Below are 20,862 nucleotides of genomic sequence, written 5' to 3' on the forward strand. Positions count from 1 at the left end.
TTAAATTAATCAATCACAATTTCTATGAATAAAAATATTATTGCGGTAGCAGTCGGAGCACTGGGATTTGTCCTTGGGCTTGGCTTTTTAGGGAATGCTATTAAAAACAGAAATAAATCTGAAAATACCATTTCCGTAACAGGATTGGGCACCAAACAGTTTACTTCCGATCTGATCACATGGTCCGGAAGTTTTTCCAAAAATAATTCCGATTTAAAAGCGGCTTATGATGAGCTGGCTATAGACAGGAAGGTGATTAATGATTATCTCGTTTCAAAGGGCATTAAACAAAACGAAATCGTGTTTTCTTCTGTAGATATTCAAAAACAGTTCAGAAGTTATAATGATTCTAATGGGAATTATGTTCAGGGTGAATTCTCTGGCTATAATCTTACCCAAAAAGTATCTATTGAAAGTAAAGAAGTTGTAAAAATTGAGAATCTGTCCAGAAATATTACAGAGATCATCAATCGGGGTATAGAATTTACATCCTCAGCACCATCTTATTTTTATACCAAACTGGCAACAGTAAAACAGGAAATGATCGCCAGCGCAACCAAAGATGCTAAAGAAAGAGCTGAGAAAATTGCGGAAAATTCAGGAAGCAGTCTGGGAAATCTTAAAAAAGCCACAATGGGTGTTATTCAGATTACCGAGCCCAACTCCAATGAAGATTATTCCTACGGTGGAACATTCAACACTTCTTCCAAAGAAAAAGAAGCCAATATTACCATAAAACTGGAATACGAAGTGAACTAAAAACCTCTGTAAATAACCATCTATCTATTCCCCTCCTCCGGAGGGGTGACAGATCGAAGATCTGACGGGGTGGTTAAAAAAATAAACCGCCGGAAATTCTCCGCCGGTTTTTATATTTTAGTGATACACAACATCATAAATTTCATCTTTTACACGTTTAATATCGTCGGGTGTATAATTGGCCAGCAGCCAAAGATCAAGAGGCTTTTTCCCTTCACCATAACTCGGCTGTACATACATTTCATCGATCAGGGTAAATCCGTTTTTCTGATAAAAAGAATAGCGTCTTTTCGCATCGTCACCCAAATGATCAGGTTCTATTTCTAAAATAATCCTCGGATAATTTTTAAACAGATACCCTGTAATATGTGATCCCAATTTCTGACTTCTGAATGCCTCGAAAACTTCGAAATGTTCTACAAAAACATAAGAACTCAGCTCCCAGATAATAAGATAGCCAATAGCCTGGGATTCATGAAGTACAGAAATTACTTTTACATGAGGATTTGAAAATAAGGCGGTAAATTGTTTCCAGTCCCTTTGCTCATCCGTAGGAAAAGTGCTGGAGTAAGACGTATAAATGTCCTGGACTCTATAGTCTTCGGCAGAAGTAATCGGTAAAAATTCCATAATTATAAATCAAAAACACTAGGTCTTCTTGTAATAAAAATATCTTTGATCCAAAGCGTAAATGCGAGCCCGAGATAGATCAGAAAGAAAAAACCAGCAGTTGCAAAAGTAGAATAGATGAAGAAGATCCTTAATTTGGATACAGGAATCCCCAGTTTAGCTCCCATTCTCGTAAGAACACCAAACCATTCTCGTTCCATTTTGTGGCGGATATTATCAAACATTTGAAGATTCTTTTAAAAGTTTAAATCCAATACCGCAATTTAAGCAATTTTTTTCTTCACACGAGGTTTTATGATGAAAAATAAGGCTCTGGCTTTCCAATGCATTTTTAACCTTCAGTCCAAGGTTTCTCCATCCGGAGGTTACAGAATTTTTTTCAGCGGTCAAGTTTCTGTACAGCTCCAGTATCTCATCCGTTGTTTCATCATTATGGTATTTATGATAAGTATATTTTAAAGGAAGCACTGTATTTAAGATCACCAGTTCAATGAAATCCCTGCTCAATGTTTTTGGCTGGAATTTTGAAAGGGTCCCAAAATTAAAATGAAAATCCCAATATTCCGAAGCTTTTACCGGTTCAAAGACTTCGTAAAGTTTATCTATGTTATCAGCTTTAATGATCTTGGAAAACAGATTCTGATGCCTATAGTAAAGATCTGCCAGCTGGGAGAGACGGATCGTGGGGAAGTTGGGCGGACGGAGCCTTAAAAACTTAGGATGTAATGTCAGATCCGGTATGCTAAACTTTTTTCTGATGAATTCAAATTCCCTTTTCCACATTAGCATTTTTTCGTCTTTTGGATGCTCTAGCCATCCTGAAATACCAAATAATAAGGCTTCCAGCTGTGATTCATTCTGGCGGATTTTGTTAACAATACTGAAATCTATGGACTCAGCAATCTGTCTGAACATATGGGCATTTACTTTTAATCCGAAAGAATAGGCGAGACTGTGAAAAAGTACCGCTTCAAAATTGTTCTTATACTTTTCTAAGCTTTTTTCCAGTTCCTGAGACTTTTCATCCAGCTTTTTAAGAACATTGGTTTCATGAAAATTAAGAGGAATTTTATTGGGATCAAAAATATTTTCGCAGGGAATAAACTGAGTTCCATTGATCATTTTTTCGTATTTCCAGAGAATGTTCTGGTCAATATGGTCTTTCAGTTCCAGTGTAGGAACGTTTTTAGAGATAAGGTCATCGATCTCAGCATCATTCTGGTAAACAACGTGGAGGATAATATTTTGGTAATTGGGGTCTTGAGAATGGTTATGGAAGACCCAGTCGGAGGCTAGAAGGTGCAATTCGATATTTCCGGCAATAACCAGATCTTTTGTTTTAATTTTTGCATCGAGGAAATCCGGACCCGCATTCGTGTTCCACTTTCCAAAGCTGATGATCTCGACGGAATGCCCTTCAATATCCTTGAAGTCGAAATGTTTGAAAACCTTATAGTTCCAAAGATATTGAAGCAGTTTTTCCGTCATAGTGACGATAAATATAACAGAAATATTATACTTTCGCCGGCTCTTTTTTGAAATTTTCTATAGTCGTTCTATACATTTCTTCATATATAGGAAGAATGTTTTTCAAATCGAATTTTATAGCCTGATCTTTCGCATTTTTTTTCATTTTGGTTAAAAGCTCATCATTGCTTAGTAGCTTGATGGTGTAATTGCTCATAGCCTCTACATTTCCAATTTCAGCCAAAAATCCTGTTTCACCCTGTATATTTACTTCAGGAATTCCGCCCGCATTGGAGCTGATTACAGGGGTGTAAGCTGCCATTGCCTCAAGAGCTGCCAGACCGAAACTTTCCTGCTCGGAAGGAAGTAAAAATACATCAGACAGCTGCAAGATCTTATACAAGTCATTTACTTTTCCTAAAAGACGGATTTTTGAAATAAGCTCAGGATTTTCTTCTAAAAACTGATTCACTTTTTCCATATCCGGTCCTTCACCGATGATGATCAGTTTTGATTTTACTTTTTTCTCAACGCTCTTAAATATCTGCAATACTTCCTCTACACGCTTTACAGGACGAAGATTGGAAACATGGATCAGAATTTTTTCGTCCGGATTGGCAAACTGGGTTCTCTGGCATTCTGTACAGTCATCAAATTCAGAATTATCAATAAAATTGGTAATCACCTGTATTTCTTTCTTGATGTTGAAAAACTGCAGGGTGTCCTTTTTCAGGCTTTCAGAAACCGAAGTAATAGCGTCTGACTGGTTGATGGAAAATTCTACGGCATGTTTATAGCTTGGATGCTGTCCTACAAGAGTGATATCTGTTCCGTGCAGCGTAGTTACCAATGGAATATCATTATTATCCTCCTTCAGCATCTGCTTGGCAGTAAATGCAGCGTAGGCATATGGAATGGCATAATGAGCGTGTAACAGGTCAAGCTTATAAAGGTTCACTACACGATAGATCATCGAACTTAACGCAATATCATAAGGCTGATACTGGAAAAGCGGATAGGTCTGTACATTCACTCTGTGAAAGAAAATGTTCGGGTTGGTAATGTCTAGTCTTGCAGGGAGCGCAGAACTTATAAAATGGACTTCATAGCCCTTATTGGCCAGGGACATTCCCAGTTCTGTTGCTACGATTCCGCTTCCCCCGTATGTTGGATAGCAAAGTATGCCTATTTTCATTAGATTATTGTTGTTTTGATGTTGTAAAAACTGTGGTATTTGAAGCTGAAGCTGGAACACTATCGATCCCCATGCCTGCTTTCAGCTGATCATTGACCAGAACAGGCAGCCTGCCCCATATTTTTGTTTTTCCGTTCAGAGCATTGGCTGCGGCCGTCATAGAGTCATCATTATTTTCATAGGCGACAAGAACGGTAGATACTTTTGTAATATCAATGTCTTTTAAAGCATAAGCGCTTCCGAAAACACTTAAAATAACTTTTTGATTTTTGGTAAGATCAACAAGAACTTTCTTAGATTCTGCCGAAATTTTATAAGGTTTATACGCTGTTGAATTATCCTTGTGAAATCCTACGATTACGGTAGAACCTGCAGGAATTGTATTAATCTCATTTGCTTTTTTGATTATGACAGTTGATCCCAGCTGATTAGCGAAAGTCTGATAAGGTGCTTCTTCCAGCGGAACATAATAAATCTGTTTTCCAGTAACAGGAAGCAGTTTTTGATCATCTTTTAATAAAGTCAGTGCATTGGCATAAAGATTTTGTACCAATGTTTTGTGAGAATCATTGTTCAGGTCGTTGTTGATATTTACGGGATTTTTCGGAGTGTATTGGTTAAGCCCCAAAAAATATTTTGTAAGTAAAATTTTCTTGACACTTTCTTCCACTCTTGATTGTGGAATTTCACCGTTTTCAATAGCTTTCTGAATTAATTTCTTTCCTTCCGAAACTCCCTGAGAGAAAAGCATGATGTCATTTCCAGCTTTAAAAGCAAGTGCATCCAGTTGCCCCGGCTTATATTTATTAGCTACAGCACCCATGTTCAGCGCATCGGTAATGATTAAACCTTTGTAGCCCAGTTTATCTTTTAATACGCCTGTAATAATGTTTTTAGAAACCGAAGCAGGAATTCCTTTGCCGGATTCAAGGCTCGGCACATATAAGTGAGCTACCATCACACCACCGATTCCTTTGTCCATTAAAGCTTTAAAAGGAGCCAATTCAACAGTATTTAATCTTTCTAAGCTATGCGAAACTACAGGCAGATCCAAGTGAGAATCTGTACTGGTATCACCATGTCCCGGGAAATGTTTGATGGCGGCAAGAATCGTATTATCCTGAAGACCGTTGGAATAAGATAATGCAGAACTGATCACATTATCTACTTCTGAACCGAAACTTCTGTTTCCGATAATAGGATTATCCGGATTGGTATTTACATCAACAACCGGTGCGAAATCCCAGTTGATCCCCATTCTGTGGCAATCTTCTGCGATTTTGGCAGACATCTGGTAAATAAGGTTCTTATCCTGTATTGCTCCTAGGGTCATCGCCCATGGAAATTTATGTGCTGTGGCAATTCTTTGGAACAAGCCCCATTCTGCATCCATCCCGATCATCATCGGAATTTTTGATTTCTGCTGGAATTCATTAACCAGGTTGATTTCTCTGGCAGCGTCGTCCTGCATTAAGATTAATCCTCCGATCTTATCATTAACCACAATATTTCTGATCTGGTTAATATAGTCTTCACCTTTATTCGTATAAAGAGCTACAATAAACAGCTGCCCCAACTTTTCATCCTGAGAAAGTGATCTGTAGGTTTTATTCACCCAGTGATGAGCTTTTTTCAGGTCTTCTTCGGAAATGTTTTTGGGCTGGTACTGGGCTTGGGCTGTAAAGCTTATTAATGAAAAAATAAATAGGGAAGTATATAACAATTTCTTCATGATCTTTTGAATAAGAACAAAAATACAATTAAAAAAATGATGAAAACAAAGTTTTTGCAATTTTTGGTATATGATTTGAATACGCTTTATAAATAATAACTAAACTTTTCTAAAAATGAAAAAAATACTTCTCTTTTTATTCCTGGGTGCTGTAGGTTTTACTGCTTATAGCTGCGACAATGATGATGATGTTGTTACACAGAATCCAGTGGACTATGATACCTATTCAACAGCCTATGATATTAGCCCAAGCTTTACCAAAGTAAATGATAACCTATATCGATTCAGTGATGATTTTAATACTCCGCTGGTAGAATCTGATGTAGTGCTTATTTATATGCAGAATGGTACAGATGGTGGTGCACCAGTTTGGAAGCTGCTTCCTTATACTTATTATGTAGGAAATTTAGCTAATGATGCTGTAGATTATTTATTTGATTTCAGCAAATTTGGAATTACGATTAACATAAACTCTACGACTGCTTTTAGTTTAACGGCTAATCCTAGTTATTACCAAGGGAAAAACTTCAGAGTAGTAGTGGTTCCTGCAAAAACAGGAAAAAGTGCGAAAGCAGCAGTTAACTATGAAGATTACAACAGTGTAATTAAATATTACAATATTGACGAGTCTAAAATTCAGACTAAAGTCACTAAGTAAGAATATCTTTTCAGTTTTTTATAATTATTAAAAAGCTCCGGGAGAAATTCCGGAGCTTTGATTTAACTAACAACCTACTCTAAATCCACATGGAGTACTTGTGTCTGAACCTTGTTCTTGTTCGAATGGTTTTTGTACAATCTTTATATTTCCAATATACATGCTAAAAGAACTTTCAGGAATACTTTGAGTCTCTGATAATCCGGGTAAAAAATATAATATTAGTGCACTTTGAGCTTCTTTCATTGAAAACTTAAACACAAATGTTTTATTTTCATATGACGGAGGTGTTGTAATTTCAGCTTTTTGTTTTTTATAGTAACTAGAAACAAATGAAGTATTCACAACGGCTCTAGCAGGATATTTTGCACATGGATCAGCTCCTCGAATTTGTGGTGAGTTTGTTAACTCAATAGCTACTGTCGAAAATGCCTCACTTTGATTAGCTTGATAGAGGTCATCATTGCCTCTAAACTCATCATGCTTTGCTAGATATATTTCGTCAGTAATACTTGCATCTATCGTTATTTCGTATGTGAAATTTTGTTGAAATGGAAATTCTATCGAAATAGCATTGGATAATGGATTATTAATTAACATAGTTCGACCTCTGTTAATAATTGTTTTAGACTCATTTTTAGACTCAAATCGCAGTCCATTCCATACCCCCCAATACATTCTAGGGGCTCCATATCCTCTTATTTGATATCCAAAATAGGATAAAGGATTTGGGCCAAACGCAGCAGTTGTTTCATGCGGAACTGCTTTATTGTCGATGTTCGTAACAGTACAGCCTCCATTTTGTGGTTGTGCCTTATTTAGAAAATTCAGGTCCATTACAACTATTTCTGTTTTGTTTTCAAGAGAATTAGTGTTAGGTTGAGTTAAAATTTGCTTATCTACAATCTTAGAAGTTTGAATTTCCTCTTGTGAATTAAGTAAATCATTACCACCACAGCTAACTAAAATAAGTGATGATAAAACTAATAATGATTTCTTCATACAATACTATATATGTTTTAAAAATTGCAAATATAGTTATTTCAAAATAAATACACGTATTAGTGAAATATTAATTGAAAATGAATATATTGTGTGGATTAAACATAAAGCAAAGGCTCCGAAATATTTTTTCGGAGCCTTTGCTTTATGTTTAATAAGCTTATTTATCATTGTCATCCAGAAGATGGCCAAAGAAATCTTTTTTTGTTTTTAAATAGCCCTTACTCATCTCATTGGCAGGAATCTGTAGAGGAATCCTGGAATTGAGGTTAATATTGCTGTTTACCACATATTTTACCTTTTCTGGGTTGTTGGTCAGAAGGTTAATATCTTTTACCTCTAAAAGGTTAAGGATTTCAATAGCTACTCCAAAGTTTCTGTCATCAGCGGGAAGTCCCAATTGCAGATTAGCCTGTACTGTATCAAGACCTTTTTCCTGCAATGAATATGCTTTGAGTTTGTTGATGATCCCGATATTTCTTCCTTCCTGACGGAGATAAACAATAATCCCTCCGTGGTCATGGGTATATTTCATTGCGGCATCCAGTTGCTGTCCGCATTCACATTTTTTTGAATGGAAAACTTCTCCGGTAATGCATTCGGAATGGAAACGTACGTTCACCGGTTTTGAAAAATCTGTATTTTCTGCTACGATGGCCATATGTGGCATCCAGTCGTTTTCGTTTTCGGAGAAAGCGATCATTCGGAAAGAGCCGTGCTCCGTAGGAACATTAGCTTCTGCCTGAATTTTAATCATTAATAATGGTTCGTTTTTTAATTTCCTTTTAAAGAATCTTCGATTACAGAAATATTGGTTTTTAGACGGACTAGATATCTGTTAAGAACTTCATCATCATCCTTGCCAAGCTGCTGTCTAAGTTTCTGAATTTTCTTGTATGATTTTTCGAAGCTTTTAATGGCTCTGCTTTTTCCCGGCGAATTGTTGGCATCAATGGCATATAAATAATTCTGAAGGCTGTATTTCAAGCTTGTGACTTCATCATTCAAACTGTTATTCTTAAACTTTGGAAAAGTAGAAATCAGATTTGAAATTTCAGAAGCGTTTACATTTTCTTTGATATTGATATCAAAGCCTTTCTTTGCCCCTCTGTCGGAATCAGAACCCTTAGTTTCGCTATAAAAATTATTTGACAACGGGGAAAGATTAAGCTTCTCCGTTGCGCAGGAAGTTATGATTAATAGTAGTACTCCAAAAAAAAATAGTTTTCTCATTTCTGTTGCCCCTTTTGATAAAGGATCGGGTTAAGACTATCATCGTTATACATTTTCATTTGTTTGTATACTTTCATCTTAACATTACCGCATTCAATATCAGTAAGCAACTGATTAATAGAAGTTGACAGGTCTTCTTTCTGAGTAAGCAGTACATCCAGTTTAGCCTGGCAGTTGGCACGGTGCTCTTCAGAAGCGGATTCCCTATTGGCCTCTAATGACATATGATAAACCTTTAATGCAAGAATTGATAATCTGTCTACAGCCCAAGCGGGTGTTTCTGTATTGATTTTTGCATCAGGTTTGGGAGTTATATTTTCAAACTTTGTAAGGAACCAGCTGTCGATAAATTCTACCAGATCTGTTCTTTTCTGGTTGGATGCATCTATTGTTCTCTTCAGTTGAAGAGCTTCAGCAGGATCAATATTTTCATCTCTAATAATATCTTCCAAATGCCATTGAACGGTATCAATCCAGTTCTTTGCATACAAAATCCGTTCCAAACTGTCTTTTTCGAAAGGGTTATTAATTAGAGTGTTAACGTCATCGGACACGTGATAATCTTCAATAGATTGATTGAAGACTTTCCATGCAGTCTCAGTAAAATTCATTATTGCTGAAGAATTTTAGTTGCTGGGAGTATTATTGTTGGTAGAAGAGGTTTTGTTTTCAGAACCTGGTTTGTCTTCTTCCTTCACCGCATCTTTAAATTCTTTGATTCCTGAACCAACTCCTCTCATTAATTCCGGAATTTTCTTTCCTCCAAACAGCAATACCAAAAGTATAGCTACGATAAGGATGTGCTGCCAAGATAAGGCAAGTATTGTTAGTGTGTTCATCTCTTAAGATTTTTGCAAAGTTACGCTTTTTTTAATATGAAATCCAACCTAATGGATCAACTGGCGTATTTCCGTTCCATACCTGAAAGTCAAGGGTATAAGAACCGTCGAAATCCTGAGCTACCGTACCTACAGGAGTGCCGGAAGAAACCTGCTGTCCTTTGGATACACTTACGCTTCCCAAGTTGGAGTAGATCGTAAAATAGTTTCCGTGTTTTACCATTACAGTTTTGGTTCCGTCACTATTTGCCAATACTGAAGAGACTGATCCCGGATATACAGATTTTGCACGGGTGCCGGATGGAACTGATATTTTAATCCCTGTATTTTCCTCAACAATATTTTTGAAAACCGGGTGTGGCTGTCTTCCGAATCGGTGGGTAACCTGTCCCGCTCTGTCTGCAGGATATCCAAGTCTTCCTCTGCTGTCTGCAAAACTGCTTCCCGGAGTTGTAGTCACTCCATAGCTGGTCATTGCTTTAGTTTCAGCGGCCTTTTTCTCTTCTTCTTTTTTCTTGTTCAGTGCGGCTTCTGCAGCTCTTGCGGCAACAAGTTTATCTGTGGCTTCTTTTGCTCTTGCGTTAGCTTCATCAGATGCTTTTTTCGCGGCCACTCTTCTGGCTTCATCTTTTGCACTGGCTTCTGCTCTTGCAGCCTCTTCATTACGTTTTTTCTCTTCTTCAGCTCTTTTAGCGGCTAGATCTGCGGCTTTTTTGGCTTCAATTTCTGCCAGTTTTCTTTCTCTTTCAAGAGCTTCAGCTCTGGCTTTTGCCTCTGCTTCAATTCTGGCTTTTTCTCTTTCCGCAATTATTTTAGCCATACGAATTTTTTCAGCTTCCGCTTTTCTTCTGGCTTCTTCTTCCGCTTTTGCTATTCTGATTTCTTCTGCGATGATAGCTCTGATCTGCCCTTCTAATGCCTTAGACTGAACCTGTTTCTGCTTAAGTTCCACGGTAAGCTTGGCTTCGTTTTTCTTGAAATCTGCCAGCAATTGTTCTTTCTGTGCTCTTTCTGCATTAATGGTTGCCAGATCTTTCTGCTGGTTGGCCAGAAGATTTTCTTTCTCTCTTGCAGAGTTCTGTTTCTGTGCGATTGATTTTTTAATCTGTGCGGCTGCATTGCTTATTTCTGCAGCTTTTTTATCCTGGTAGTCCGCGTACTGTTTCAGGTACTGAACTCTTCTAATGGCTTCACCCAAGTTTTTGGATGAAAGAATAAAGGTTACTTTGTTCTGTACCCCTTTGTTTTTGTATGCATTGACAAGAACTTCAGCATAATTTTTTCTGAGAACTGCCAGTTCTTTATTTTGACGGTTGATTTCCAGCTGACGCAGATAGATCTCATCTTCAATAAATCTTTTTTCTTTCTGAGTGTTGGTATATACCTTCTCTCTTAAAGTTAGTTTTTTATTGACATTATTAAGATAGGCGACTGAAAGTTTAGATTCAGTTCTGGTTTTTGCCAGGTCTGTATTTATCTGTACAATTTGTTTTTTAAGATCGGCATTCTGTTTCTGAAGCTGTTCCTTGTTCTGCTGTCCCTGATGCAGGCCGAACAGTAGAATACCTATTAAAAAGCTAAATTTTTTAATCATTTAATCTCAATTTTCTTATAACTGGATGGTACAGAATAAGCTGTTTCCATCCTCGAAAAGTCAAATTTCGTGTTTTCCAGTAAAATTTGGCTAGATTTTGAACCTTTTATAATTATTTTAACATTTTTTGGAAGGCGGATTCCATTGTATTCATCCCAGTTGCTGTAAGAGATTTCCAATTCATCAGGAGATAAAACATCCTTTAAATTCACACTCAGCAGATCATAATTGGTATCATACTGAAGCTCAATTTTGTACTCTCTGGTTTTTTGGTCCGTGACAATTTTCTGATTGGTATTGGAAACCATTTTAAAGCCCTGCATATTTTTGGTAAGGGTAAATTGGGAATCACTGATCTTTACAAAGGTTCTTCCCATCAGTATTTTTTCCAGCGATTTGTAATCGATGAAATTTACATTCAGCAAATTATTTAAATAATCAAAATCTGAATCGATGTAAGTCTTGCTGGTTTTGTCTTGCCCTTTGATCCCTTCAGGCGTAGCGATACCTCTTGCTACGGTAAATAAAAATGCCTGAAGATTCATCCATACTTTTTTATCATTTTCAATATAAATGACAGCATCAAGGGTTGGGATAAAGTTTCCGGTTTCCACATTTACTTTACTGTTGATTTTGATCTGATCAAATTTCGGCGGAAGAAGGACATGCTCATAGAAAGTAAGTTTGTCTCTCACCGGCTCATTGGCATCTTTGGGATTTCTGTTGTCTTCTGCTATGACGGTACTATCCTGATTGCTGCCATTGTTTTTAGCTGCATTTCTTGTTTTACAGGATGATAGGGTAAGCAACAGGAGAAGTATCGGGATCCAGTTTTTCATGTATTTTGTCTTTCGATTAAAAAAAATACGCTGCAATATTAACGCCAAACCACACAACAGATGTTATGTGGTTTGGATGTATCTTATTTTATATTAATTATTTCTGATCTTATTTAGATAAAAAATCTAAAACTGAGTAGTCACCCAAAGAGATCTCTCTGGAAACTCCAAAGTACTGCGCAGAATTTCCAATCATTGAGTTGGAAAGATTTCCGTGGTTGATTCTTGTGTTTTCCTGGATCAGAGAATTTTCAATATTGGAATTGACGATGATCGTATTATTTCCCAGTGAAACGCCGGGGCCAATCTTTGAGTTGGAAATTTGTACGTTTTCACCGATAAAACAAGGCTGAATGATTAATGAATTCTCAATAACGGCTGATGCAGGATGGTTAAGCATTGCTTCTCTTTCATACTCAAGGATTTTGCTGTTGGTTTCTACGGTAGCATTTTTGTTTCCGCAGTCCATCCAGTCATTCACTTTTCCTAAAGTGAATTTTGCTCCTTTTGCTCTAAGGTTTTCCAATGCTGTTGTCAACTGGTATTCACCACCGTTTTTTATATTATTATCCATAATATAATTGATCTCGTTCATCAGTTTTTCAGCACTGTTGAAGTAATAAATACCGATAATAGCAAGATCTGAAACGAAAGTTTGAGGTTTTTCAACAAAGTCGGTAATAAAACCGTAATTATCTAATTTTACCACTCCGAAAGCTGAAGGATCTTCTACGCTTTTTACCCAGATCACCCCATCCGAATTTTTATCCAGCTGGAAATCTGCACGGAAAAGAGTATCTGCAAAAGCAATTACCACATCTCCCTGCATAGAGTCCTCTGCACATTTAATAGCATGTGCTGTTCCAAGTGGGTCATTCTGGTAATATATACTGCCTTTTGCTCCCAGTTTTTCGGCTATCTGAAGAAGAGATTTTTCAATCTCCGGCCCGAAATCCCCGATGATAAATGCTACTTCTTCAATTTTTTCACCTGCCACCTTAGCAATATCTTCTACCAGTCTTTGTACGATGGGTTTCCCAGCAATCGGGATAAGAGGTTTTGGAACTGTCAGTGTATGTGGACGTAATCTGGAACCACGTCCAGCCATAGGAACAATTATTTTCATAAATGATATGACAATGTTTATTTATTATTTTGTTATTTTGATTAGGCTAAAGATAATCATTAAAATCATTGCTGATCGTAATAATTATCATCTTTATTAATCTTCTGTTTAATTTTTTTAAAAGAACTCAATAGTATCAAATTAGAGGCCATAAATTAGTTTTTCCTGATTCTTGATAACAGCAGATCTTTTTCTGAATATATCAGGATACCTGCATAAATAAGGAATAAAAGGTTTCCGATCCAGAAATTGTAATCGAATAATTCCACAATTATATAACTGAAAACCGCTAACAGGATAATGAAAAATGATATTTTTTTCATTCTGTAAGGAATAGGGTAGTATTTTTGGCCTAAAAAATAGGAAAGAACCATCATGATAAAATAAGCGGCCAGAGTTACCCAGGCAGATACCATGAAACCATATTTTTTTAGAAATAAAAAGTTTAAAGCAATAGTAATAACTGCACCGGTCCAGGAAATATAAGTTCCAACTCTTGTTCTGTCCGTTACTTTATACCAAGTAGAAAGATTATAATAAATTCCGAAGAATAAATTGGCAATTACAATGATGGGAATGATATTGATAGCAATCCAATAACTGCTATTGGGAACTAATAAAAGTTTTATCCATGAAACATTGGCAATAATTCCTAAAGCAACTACGGACGCAAAAAACGAAAAGTATTCAGTGACTTTTGCATACGTGAGTTTAGCATTTTCATTCTGCATTTGTTTAAAGAAGAAAGGCTCAATTCCCATTCTGTAAGCCGTAACAAAAAGAGTCATAAGAACAGCCATTTTATAGCAGCCTCCATAAGCTCCCGCTTCAGCATCATTAATGATAAATTTCTGAATAAACTTATCAAAGTTTTCATTCACCATGAAGGCTAACCCTGCTATCATTACCGGCCAGGAATACTTAATCATTTGCAGGAATAGATCTCTTGAAAACTGAAACTTCACCTTTAAAATAATGGGTAATACAAGTAAAAATCCTAAACCACTTGCAGCTAAATTACTGAAGAAAGGGTAGGAAACTTTTTCTTTTAAACCTAATTTAAATGAAAATTCCTGCGGAATATAAAGGAATAACGCAATTGCGAAAATACTCTGGAAAACAGCCTGTATCACTCGGATAGCAGTATATTTTATGGGTTTATTATGAAACCTGAACCACGCCAGAGGAATAACGAGAAGGTTATCAAAGAAAGCAATCCATGCAAACCATTTGATAAATTCAGGCGTTTTTTCATATCCGAAAACATTGGCAATTGGTTGATTAAACAGTAAAACGAGGATTAAAAAAACAGTTGATAATCCTGTCAAAAACCAAAATGATGTGTTGAAAACTTTCTGCTCATTATCCTTATCAGATGAAAATCTGAAATAGGCAGTTTCAAAGCCAAAGGAAAGAACAATGTTTACAAATGAAATTAATGCGTAAAGATTGGTAAATATTGCAAAATCGCTGTTGTTGATATTTTTAATGAACAAGTAATTAAGCAATACTACAATTATCCTCGGCATAATGGCCCCAATTCCATATATAATTGTCTCGTTGAGAAGTTTTTTCAATGTGTGAAATTTTTATGCAAATGTAAATATTTAGAAATTGATTTATAATCAGCGACATTAAAATTCATTCATAAACCTTAATTTTGTTTTTTGTAGATGTTAGATATTAGATGTTAGAAATTAGTGATTGCAGTTTACCAATCACTTATAATTTTCTGACTTAAAAATTTTCTGACATCTCTAACTTCTAACATCTAATTTCTAAACTAAAAATGAAGACCCTAATCAAGAATGTAAAGATTGTGAACGAAGGTAAGATCTTCGAAAGCGATATCTTAATAGAAAATGACCTGATTTCTAAAATAAACCCCAATATTTCTGAGGAAGCAGATCAGATCATTGACGGTTCCGGAAAATATCTTCTGCCAGGCGTAATAGACGATCAGGTTCATTTCAGGGATCCGGGACTGACGCACAAAGGAGATATTGAAACTGAATCCAGAGCTGCCATTGCCGGAGGAGTTACAAGCTTTATAGACCAGCCCAATACAGTTCCTAATGCTGTTACTCAGGAATTATTGGCAGATAAGTATGAAATCGGGGCTCAAAAAGCATACGCTAACTACGGTTTTATGATGGGCGGAACAAATGATAACCTGGAGGAAGTTTTAAAAACAAATCCCAGAAATGTTCCGGGGATTAAATTATTTTTAGGTTCTTCTACGGGGAATATGCTCGTAGACAATCCTGAAACACTTGAGAATATCTTTGGAAGCACAAAAATGCTGATTGCTGTTCACTGTGAAGATGAAGCGACAATCAAAGCCAATACCCAGAAATATATTGACGAATATGGAGAGGATATTCCTGTAAAATTCCATCACCTGATCAGAAGTGAGGAAGCGTGTTATAAATCTTCTTCCAAAGCAATTGAATTGGCGGAAAAAACAGGAGCAAGACTTCACGTATTCCATCTTTCAACAGCAAAAGAGATGGAGCTGTTCAGAAATGATATTCCTTTAAAAGATAAAAAAATTACGGCTGAGGTGTGTGTCCATCACCTTACATTTACCAATGAAGATTATGAAACAAAAGGGGGATTAATTAAATGGAACCCGGCAGTAAAAACTCAAAAAGATAAAGACGGACTTTGGGAAGCATTGCTGGATGACAGAATAGATGTTATTGCCACGGATCACGCCCCTCATACCTGGGAAGAAAAACAGAATGTATATACAAAATGTCCTTCCGGTGCACCTTTGGTACAGCATTCGTTACCGGTAATGCTGGAAAATTATCACTCCGGAAAAATTTCTTTGGAAAAGATTGTTGAAAAGATGTGCCACAATCCGGCGATACTTTTCAGAATTGAGAAAAGAGGTTTTGTAAGAGAAGGATATAAAGCAGATCTTGTTTTGGTTGATTTAAATGCGGACTGGACTGTAGCTAAAGACAATCTTCTTTACAAATGTGGTTGGAGCCCGCTGGAAGGAATGAATTTACACTCTAAAGTGACGCAGACTTTTGTTAATGGGCATCTTGCCTATGATTATGGAAAGATCACGGAAGAAAAGTTCGGGGAGCGATTGCTTTTTGAAGTTCAGGAATAAATTGAAATAAAATTTTCACAATAATTATAAATAGGAACGGGCTGTAGCCCGTTTTTTTAATTTGAAAAGTCAAAGTGGCTTTAGCCAAAACTTATTCATAAAAAGACTGCAAACCAGCAGTCTTTTTATGTTTTTTTCTCTCGCAGATTTTGCAGATAAAGTAGATTTCTTAATGCAATCATCTGCTGAATTCGTTCTATCTGTGAGAGGTTATTCTTTGAAATTAAATTTAATTAAAAGATTGTCGGAATTCCAAAGGCGACATTTTGGTTTTCTTTTTAAAAAGTGTACTAAAAGATTGAGAATGTTCAAAACCTAAAATATAAGCAATCTCACTTACAGAAAGATCGGTGTTTGAAAGCTTTTCTTTTGCTTTATTAATCAGCTTTTCATGAATATGCTGCTGTGTATTCTGTCCGGTATGAATTCTCAGAAAATCACTCAGATAATTGGGAGAAAGATTCATCGATTCTGCAATCTGATGTACAGTTAAAAGTCCCTTTTCTGCTGATTGTTCATCATCAAAATAATTATTCAGAAAACGCTCAAATTTTACCAATAACTGATGATTATTATTTTTCCGGGTGATAAACTGTCGCTCGTAAAAACGGTTGGAATAGCTGAGAAGCAGCTCAATTTGAGATAAAATAATTTCCTGTGTATGTCTGTCGATATACTGACATTCTTCATCGATTTTCTGTAAAATTTCGATCAAATTATTTTCTTCATCTTCAGATAAATGTAATGCTTCATTCACAGCATAAGAGAAAAAGCCGAAACCTGAAATTGTATTTGCCAAAGGATGTTTCAGTAAAAAATCTTCATGGAAAATTAATAAGTATCCAGAACCACATTCCATATTCTGCAAATCTAAATAATGGACTTGATTGGGCGCTGTAAAGCTTAAAACTCCCTTGTCATAATCATAATGCTGCTGTCCGTATCTTATTTTTCCTTTCACTTCTCTTTTTAAAGCCACACAATAAAATCTGTTAACAAAACCCTTCCAGACTTCATCTTCCAAAAAAATACTTTCGGATAAATTGATAACACTTACTAAAGGATGCTTTGGTTCAGGCAACGAAAGTAACCGGTGAAATGCTGAAATCGAAGAAATTGTATTCATCAGTGTAAATTATAGTTTAATAATCTAAAAGTCCCATACTGAATTCGTCATAAGGAGCACCTGTATCTGTTCCTAAAGGTACGATGTTTTCTATTCTTTGAAGTTCGGCTTCATTTAAAACAATTGTACCGGCTTCAATATTTTGCTCAAGATATTTTCTGCGCTTAGTTCCCGGAATCGGTACAATCCCTTTGCTGATGATCCATGCCAATGCCAATTGAGTTGATGTAATATTCTTTTCTTTCGCAAGGTTTTCAATGGCTTCCACCAATTCAAGATTTTTATGAAAATGTTTTTCCTGAAAACGGGGAATTCCTCTACGGAAATCATTTTCAGGTAAATCATCAATAGAACGGATCTGTCCGGATAAAAATCCTCGTCCCAAAGGTGAATATGCCACAAAACCGATGGCCAATTCATTTAAAGTTTTGATTACACCTTTTTCTTCTACTGTTCTCTCAAATAAAGAAAATTCACTCTGTACAGCAGTAATCGGATGAACTGCATGCGCTTTTTTTACCGTTTCTGAAGATACTTCCGACAAACCGATATAGCCAACTTTTCCTTCTTTCACAAGATCACTCATTGCCCCCACTGTTTCCTCAATCGGAGTATTTTTATCCAAACGGTGCATGTAATAAAGATCTATATAATCTGTTTTAAGATTTTTAAGTGAGCGCTCGACTGCTTTTTTTACATAATTTTTGCTTCCGTTGATCGTCCAGTTCACCTTATCATTATCATCGATTTCCCAGCCAAATTTTGTGGCAATGATGTATTTGTTACGATCTGTTCCAATGGCTTTTGCAATAAGCTGTTCATTTTTAAACGGGCCATACAAATCAGCCGTGTCCAGAAAATTCCCACCCAATTCCAAAGAACGGTGAATGGTTGCAATTGCTTCCTTTTCATCGGCCTTACCATACATATTGGCATCTTCAAAACCTGTCATGCCCATACATCCCAAACCGATATTCGGAACATGTAGCCCTTGATTTCCTAATTTTATTTTGTTCATATTCTGTTGATTTTTAACATGACAAAATTCAGCAGAAATTAGCAGGCCGATGTATGCAAAATGATGATTATCGTATGCAAATTACGGATGACACTTTTATTAATCCTTAAAGGTTCAAAATTTTGCAAGGATTATTTTCCAGCTTTAGCACTCATATAAAAACTCAACTTTCCACCATTCATAATTTCAGAATGTTTCAGTGTGAAGTTTTTTATCTCTTTGCCATTGAGCAGAATTTTTTCAACATACACGTTTTTCGAGCTCTGATTAACGGCTTCAATTTCAAACGTTTTACCGTTTTCCAAATTCAGAACTGCATGGTCCACAGCCGGACTTCCAATCGCATAATCTTCAGAACCGGGTGCTACAGGGTAAAATCCGAGCGAGCTTAAAATATACCATGCACTCATCTGTCCTGCATCATCATTTCCACCAAGTCCATCCGGTGTAGCTTTGTATTGTATTTCTAGAATACGGCGGATCTGAGCCTGGGTTTTCCAGGGCTGTCCTGCCCAGTTGTAAAAATAGGCAACGTGATGAGCCGGCTCGTTTCCGTGAACATAACCGCCGATAATTCCTTCTCTTGTAATATCTTCTGTGTCTGCGAAAAACTCGTCGGGAAGATGCATTGTGAACAGCTCATCTAATTTTGAAGCAAATTTTTTCTTTCCGCCCATCATTTTCATTAATTCATCCGGATTTTGAGGAACAAAAAAGCTGTAATTCCAGGAATTCCCTTCAATGAAGCTCTGTCCGTGAGTACTCAGCGCATTAAAATCTTTTTTGAAGCTGCCGTCTGCTAACCGGGGACGCATGAAACCTGCTTTAGGATCGAAATTATTTTTCCAGTTTTCGGAACGTTTGATGAATTGATTATAAATTCCTGTTTCGCCTACATGTTTTGCGAGTTGGGCAATCGCCCAGTCATCATAAGCATATTCCAGAGTATTGGAAACTGAAGTTCCGTTTTTTTCAGCCGGAATATACCCCATATCTATATAATATCCGATGCCTTCATAATCTCTTTTATTAGCTGTTGCAATGCATGCTTTCAATACTTCTTTGGGATCGCCGTTATAATTTCCTTTGATCACCGCATCGGCTGCTACACTTACACTGTGATAGCCACTCATACACCAGTTGTCGTTGGCATAATGGGACCATATCGGAAGCATTTTCATGGAGAACTGATCATAATGAGCCATCATCGATTTTACCATATCATTATTCCGTTTTGGCTGGATGATATTAAAGAAGGGATGAAGAGCGCGATACGTATCCCAGATGGAGAAAGTGGTATAGTTGGTAAAACCTTCTGCCTTATGGATATTCTGATCTAAACCTTTATATTCCCCATTGATATCCATGTAAGTGGTAGGGCTGATAAAAGTGTGATACATTGCCGTATAAAAGTTCATTTTTTCTGTTTCGGAACCTTTGATGACAATTTTATTAAGTTCTTTATTCCAGTTTTCCTGGGCTTTTGCCTTTACCTGATCAAATGACAGGTTTCCGGTTTCTTTTTCAAGGTTTTCTAATGCATTGGTCTGGCTTACGGGAGAAATGGCCAGCTTTACTTCGACAGCTTCGTTCTCTTGAGTATCGAAATCAAAATACATTTTCAGGTTTTTGCCGGCAATCTCAGGAAAGTTTTTATTCTGATCGAATTTTCTCCAGAAGCCTTTGTACACCTGTGGCCCGTCAAAGTTTTTCTGCCCGTATGATTTAAAAGGCTTTGAAAATTTCATCGCGAAATAAACCGTTCTGGTTCTTGCCCACCCGTTGGTCTGGCGGTAGCCCGTCACCGTACCGTTATTTTCTACACGTACGTAAGTCCATACATTTTTGCCTTCATAATTATAAATTCCTGCGGTAAGGTCTAAAATGATATGCGCCTGATCAGATTTTGGGAAGGTATACCGGTGAACTCCGGTTCTTGTGGAGGCGGTCAGTTCTGCAAGAATATTATGATCATCCAGCTTTACTTTGTAATATCCGGCTTCAGCTTTTTCGTTTTGATGGGAGAATCTACTTCGGTAGCCATTTTCAGGATTGGAGGCTGTTCCAGGGTTTAGCTGCAGTTTCCCAACGGTTGGCATGATTAGAAAATCTCCGAGGTCAGAATGTCCGGTTCCGCTGAAATGGGTAGAACTGAAACCTACAATGGTTTTGTCTTCATAACGGTATCCCGCGCAGTATTTATAAACCTCGCCGTTGTACTTTCCATTGAGCTCATACGAAATCGTATCAGTTTCCGGACTCAGCTGTACGGCTCCGAAAGGAACGGTAGCTCCGGGGTAGGTATGACCCATTTTTTCGGTTCCTATTAATGGATTTACATATTGATAGAGCTTTTCGAATTGTTGAGCTTTAAAATTTAAACTAAATAATAAAAATAATAGAAAAACAGAAGTTCCCGAATTTTTCATGAATAAGTAAATTTTCGAATGATAAAAGTAATCAAAATCAAAGAATAATTTACAAATCTTTGTATTGCTTTGCGTTTAATTATCATAA

Annotated in this window: 20 protein-coding genes; 3 read left to right on the top strand and 17 right to left on the bottom strand. The window is 36.7% G+C overall.

What is annotated here, in order from left to right; all coding sequences use genetic code 11:
* Positions 1-24: 24 nt before the first annotated feature.
* Positions 25-759 carry an SIMPL domain-containing protein gene (locus tag LC418_RS04800; RefSeq protein ID WP_111957240.1) on the top strand — a complete coding sequence of 245 codons (735 nt, stop codon included), beginning with the start codon at positions 25-27 and terminating at the stop codon, positions 757-759.
* 117 nt (positions 760-876) lie between these two features.
* Here the strand turns inward: LC418_RS04800 and LC418_RS04805 are convergent, their stop codons facing one another.
* From LC418_RS04805 to LC418_RS04825, 5 genes are read right to left on the bottom strand one after another with little or no spacing between them, the layout of a single operon-like run.
* Positions 877-1,389, bottom strand: a complete 513-nt coding sequence (locus tag LC418_RS04805) for a GNAT family N-acetyltransferase (RefSeq protein ID WP_223558277.1) — start codon at positions 1,387-1,389, stop codon at positions 877-879.
* Between the two features lie 2 nt (positions 1,390-1,391).
* Positions 1,392-1,613 (bottom strand): PspC family transcriptional regulator, encoded by a 222-nt coding sequence (locus LC418_RS04810; RefSeq protein ID WP_034702977.1) that lies wholly within the window; start codon positions 1,611-1,613, stop codon positions 1,392-1,394.
* On the bottom strand, positions 1,606-2,877 hold the full coding sequence (locus LC418_RS04815) for a DUF2851 family protein (RefSeq protein WP_223558278.1): 1,272 nt from the start codon (positions 2,875-2,877) through the stop codon (positions 1,606-1,608). Before LC418_RS04815 ends, LC418_RS04810 begins: the two co-directional genes overlap by 8 nt.
* A 25-nt stretch (positions 2,878-2,902) precedes the next feature.
* Positions 2,903-4,051, bottom strand: coding sequence for an N-acetyl-alpha-D-glucosaminyl L-malate synthase BshA (gene bshA, locus LC418_RS04820; RefSeq protein WP_111957246.1), 1,149 nt, complete (start codon positions 4,049-4,051; stop codon positions 2,903-2,905).
* 4 nt (positions 4,052-4,055) lie between these two features.
* Positions 4,056-5,783 carry a glycoside hydrolase family 3 protein gene (locus tag LC418_RS04825; RefSeq protein WP_223558279.1) on the bottom strand — a complete coding sequence of 576 codons (1,728 nt, stop codon included), beginning with the start codon at positions 5,781-5,783 and terminating at the stop codon, positions 4,056-4,058.
* A 115-nt stretch (positions 5,784-5,898) separates the two neighbouring features.
* On the opposite strand from LC418_RS04825, the gene LC418_RS04830 reads away from it, so the two are divergent.
* A complete protein-coding gene (locus LC418_RS04830; RefSeq protein WP_223558280.1) occupies positions 5,899-6,441 on the top strand; it encodes a hypothetical protein in 543 nt (180 codons plus the stop codon).
* Positions 6,442-6,507: 66 nt separating this feature from the next.
* Here LC418_RS04830 and LC418_RS04835 read toward each other — a convergent pair whose 3' ends face one another.
* From LC418_RS04835 to LC418_RS04875, 9 genes are all read right to left on the bottom strand, one after another.
* Entirely contained in the window at positions 6,508-7,443 is a 936-nt protein-coding gene (locus tag LC418_RS04835; protein ID WP_223558281.1) for a hypothetical protein, read from the bottom strand.
* 160 nt (positions 7,444-7,603) lie between these two features.
* Positions 7,604-8,200, bottom strand: coding sequence for a GTP cyclohydrolase II (gene ribA / locus LC418_RS04840; RefSeq protein WP_223558282.1), 597 nt, complete (start codon positions 8,198-8,200; stop codon positions 7,604-7,606).
* 17 nt (positions 8,201-8,217) lie between these two features.
* On the bottom strand, positions 8,218-8,676 hold the full coding sequence (locus LC418_RS04845) for a hypothetical protein (protein WP_111957253.1): 459 nt from the start codon (positions 8,674-8,676) through the stop codon (positions 8,218-8,220).
* Positions 8,673-9,287 (bottom strand): DUF4254 domain-containing protein, encoded by a 615-nt coding sequence (locus LC418_RS04850; protein WP_111957254.1) that lies wholly within the window; start codon positions 9,285-9,287, stop codon positions 8,673-8,675. The genes LC418_RS04845 and LC418_RS04850 overlap by 4 nt, the downstream gene beginning before the upstream one ends.
* Positions 9,288-9,302: 15 nt before the next feature.
* Positions 9,303-9,515 (bottom strand): twin-arginine translocase TatA/TatE family subunit, encoded by a 213-nt coding sequence (locus LC418_RS04855; RefSeq protein ID WP_111957255.1) that lies wholly within the window; start codon positions 9,513-9,515, stop codon positions 9,303-9,305.
* 31 nt (positions 9,516-9,546) lie between these two features.
* Positions 9,547-11,109: a peptidoglycan DD-metalloendopeptidase family protein gene (locus LC418_RS04860; RefSeq protein WP_111957256.1), complete on the bottom strand. Its 1,563-nt coding sequence runs from the start codon at positions 11,107-11,109 to the stop codon at positions 9,547-9,549.
* The gene (lolB1, locus tag LC418_RS04865) at positions 11,106-11,948 is read right to left on the bottom strand and encodes a lipoprotein insertase outer membrane protein LolB1 (RefSeq protein ID WP_111957257.1); all 843 of its coding nucleotides are present in this window, start codon (positions 11,946-11,948) and stop codon (positions 11,106-11,108) included. Before lolB1 ends, LC418_RS04860 begins: the two co-directional genes overlap by 4 nt.
* Positions 11,949-12,057: 109 nt before the next feature.
* The gene (locus LC418_RS04870; RefSeq protein ID WP_111957258.1) at positions 12,058-13,074 is read right to left on the bottom strand and encodes a sugar phosphate nucleotidyltransferase; all 1,017 of its coding nucleotides are present in this window, start codon (positions 13,072-13,074) and stop codon (positions 12,058-12,060) included.
* Positions 13,075-13,229: 155 nt separating this feature from the next.
* Positions 13,230-14,651, bottom strand: a complete 1,422-nt coding sequence (locus tag LC418_RS04875) for a lipopolysaccharide biosynthesis protein (RefSeq protein ID WP_223558283.1) — start codon at positions 14,649-14,651, stop codon at positions 13,230-13,232.
* A gap of 212 nt (positions 14,652-14,863) precedes the next feature.
* On the opposite strand from LC418_RS04875, the gene LC418_RS04880 reads away from it, so the two are divergent.
* Positions 14,864-16,201 (top strand): dihydroorotase, encoded by a 1,338-nt coding sequence (locus tag LC418_RS04880; RefSeq protein WP_223558284.1) that lies wholly within the window; start codon positions 14,864-14,866, stop codon positions 16,199-16,201.
* Positions 16,202-16,430: 229 nt separating this feature from the next.
* On the opposite strand, the gene LC418_RS04885 is transcribed toward LC418_RS04880, so the two are convergent.
* The 3 genes from LC418_RS04885 to LC418_RS04895 form a co-directional block, all read right to left on the bottom strand.
* The gene (locus LC418_RS04885) at positions 16,431-17,327 is read right to left on the bottom strand and encodes a helix-turn-helix domain-containing protein (protein ID WP_111957261.1); all 897 of its coding nucleotides are present in this window, start codon (positions 17,325-17,327) and stop codon (positions 16,431-16,433) included.
* A 16-nt stretch (positions 17,328-17,343) separates the two neighbouring features.
* Entirely contained in the window at positions 17,344-18,345 is a 1,002-nt protein-coding gene (locus LC418_RS04890; protein ID WP_223558285.1) for an aldo/keto reductase, read from the bottom strand.
* 131 nt (positions 18,346-18,476) lie between these two features.
* Positions 18,477-20,774, bottom strand: coding sequence for a GH92 family glycosyl hydrolase (locus LC418_RS04895; RefSeq protein WP_223558286.1), 2,298 nt, complete (start codon positions 20,772-20,774; stop codon positions 18,477-18,479).
* Positions 20,775-20,862: the final 88 nt, after the last annotated feature.

The organism is Chryseobacterium lathyri (assembly GCF_019970085.1).
GTDB lineage: Bacteria > Bacteroidota > Bacteroidia > Flavobacteriales > Weeksellaceae > Chryseobacterium > Chryseobacterium lathyri.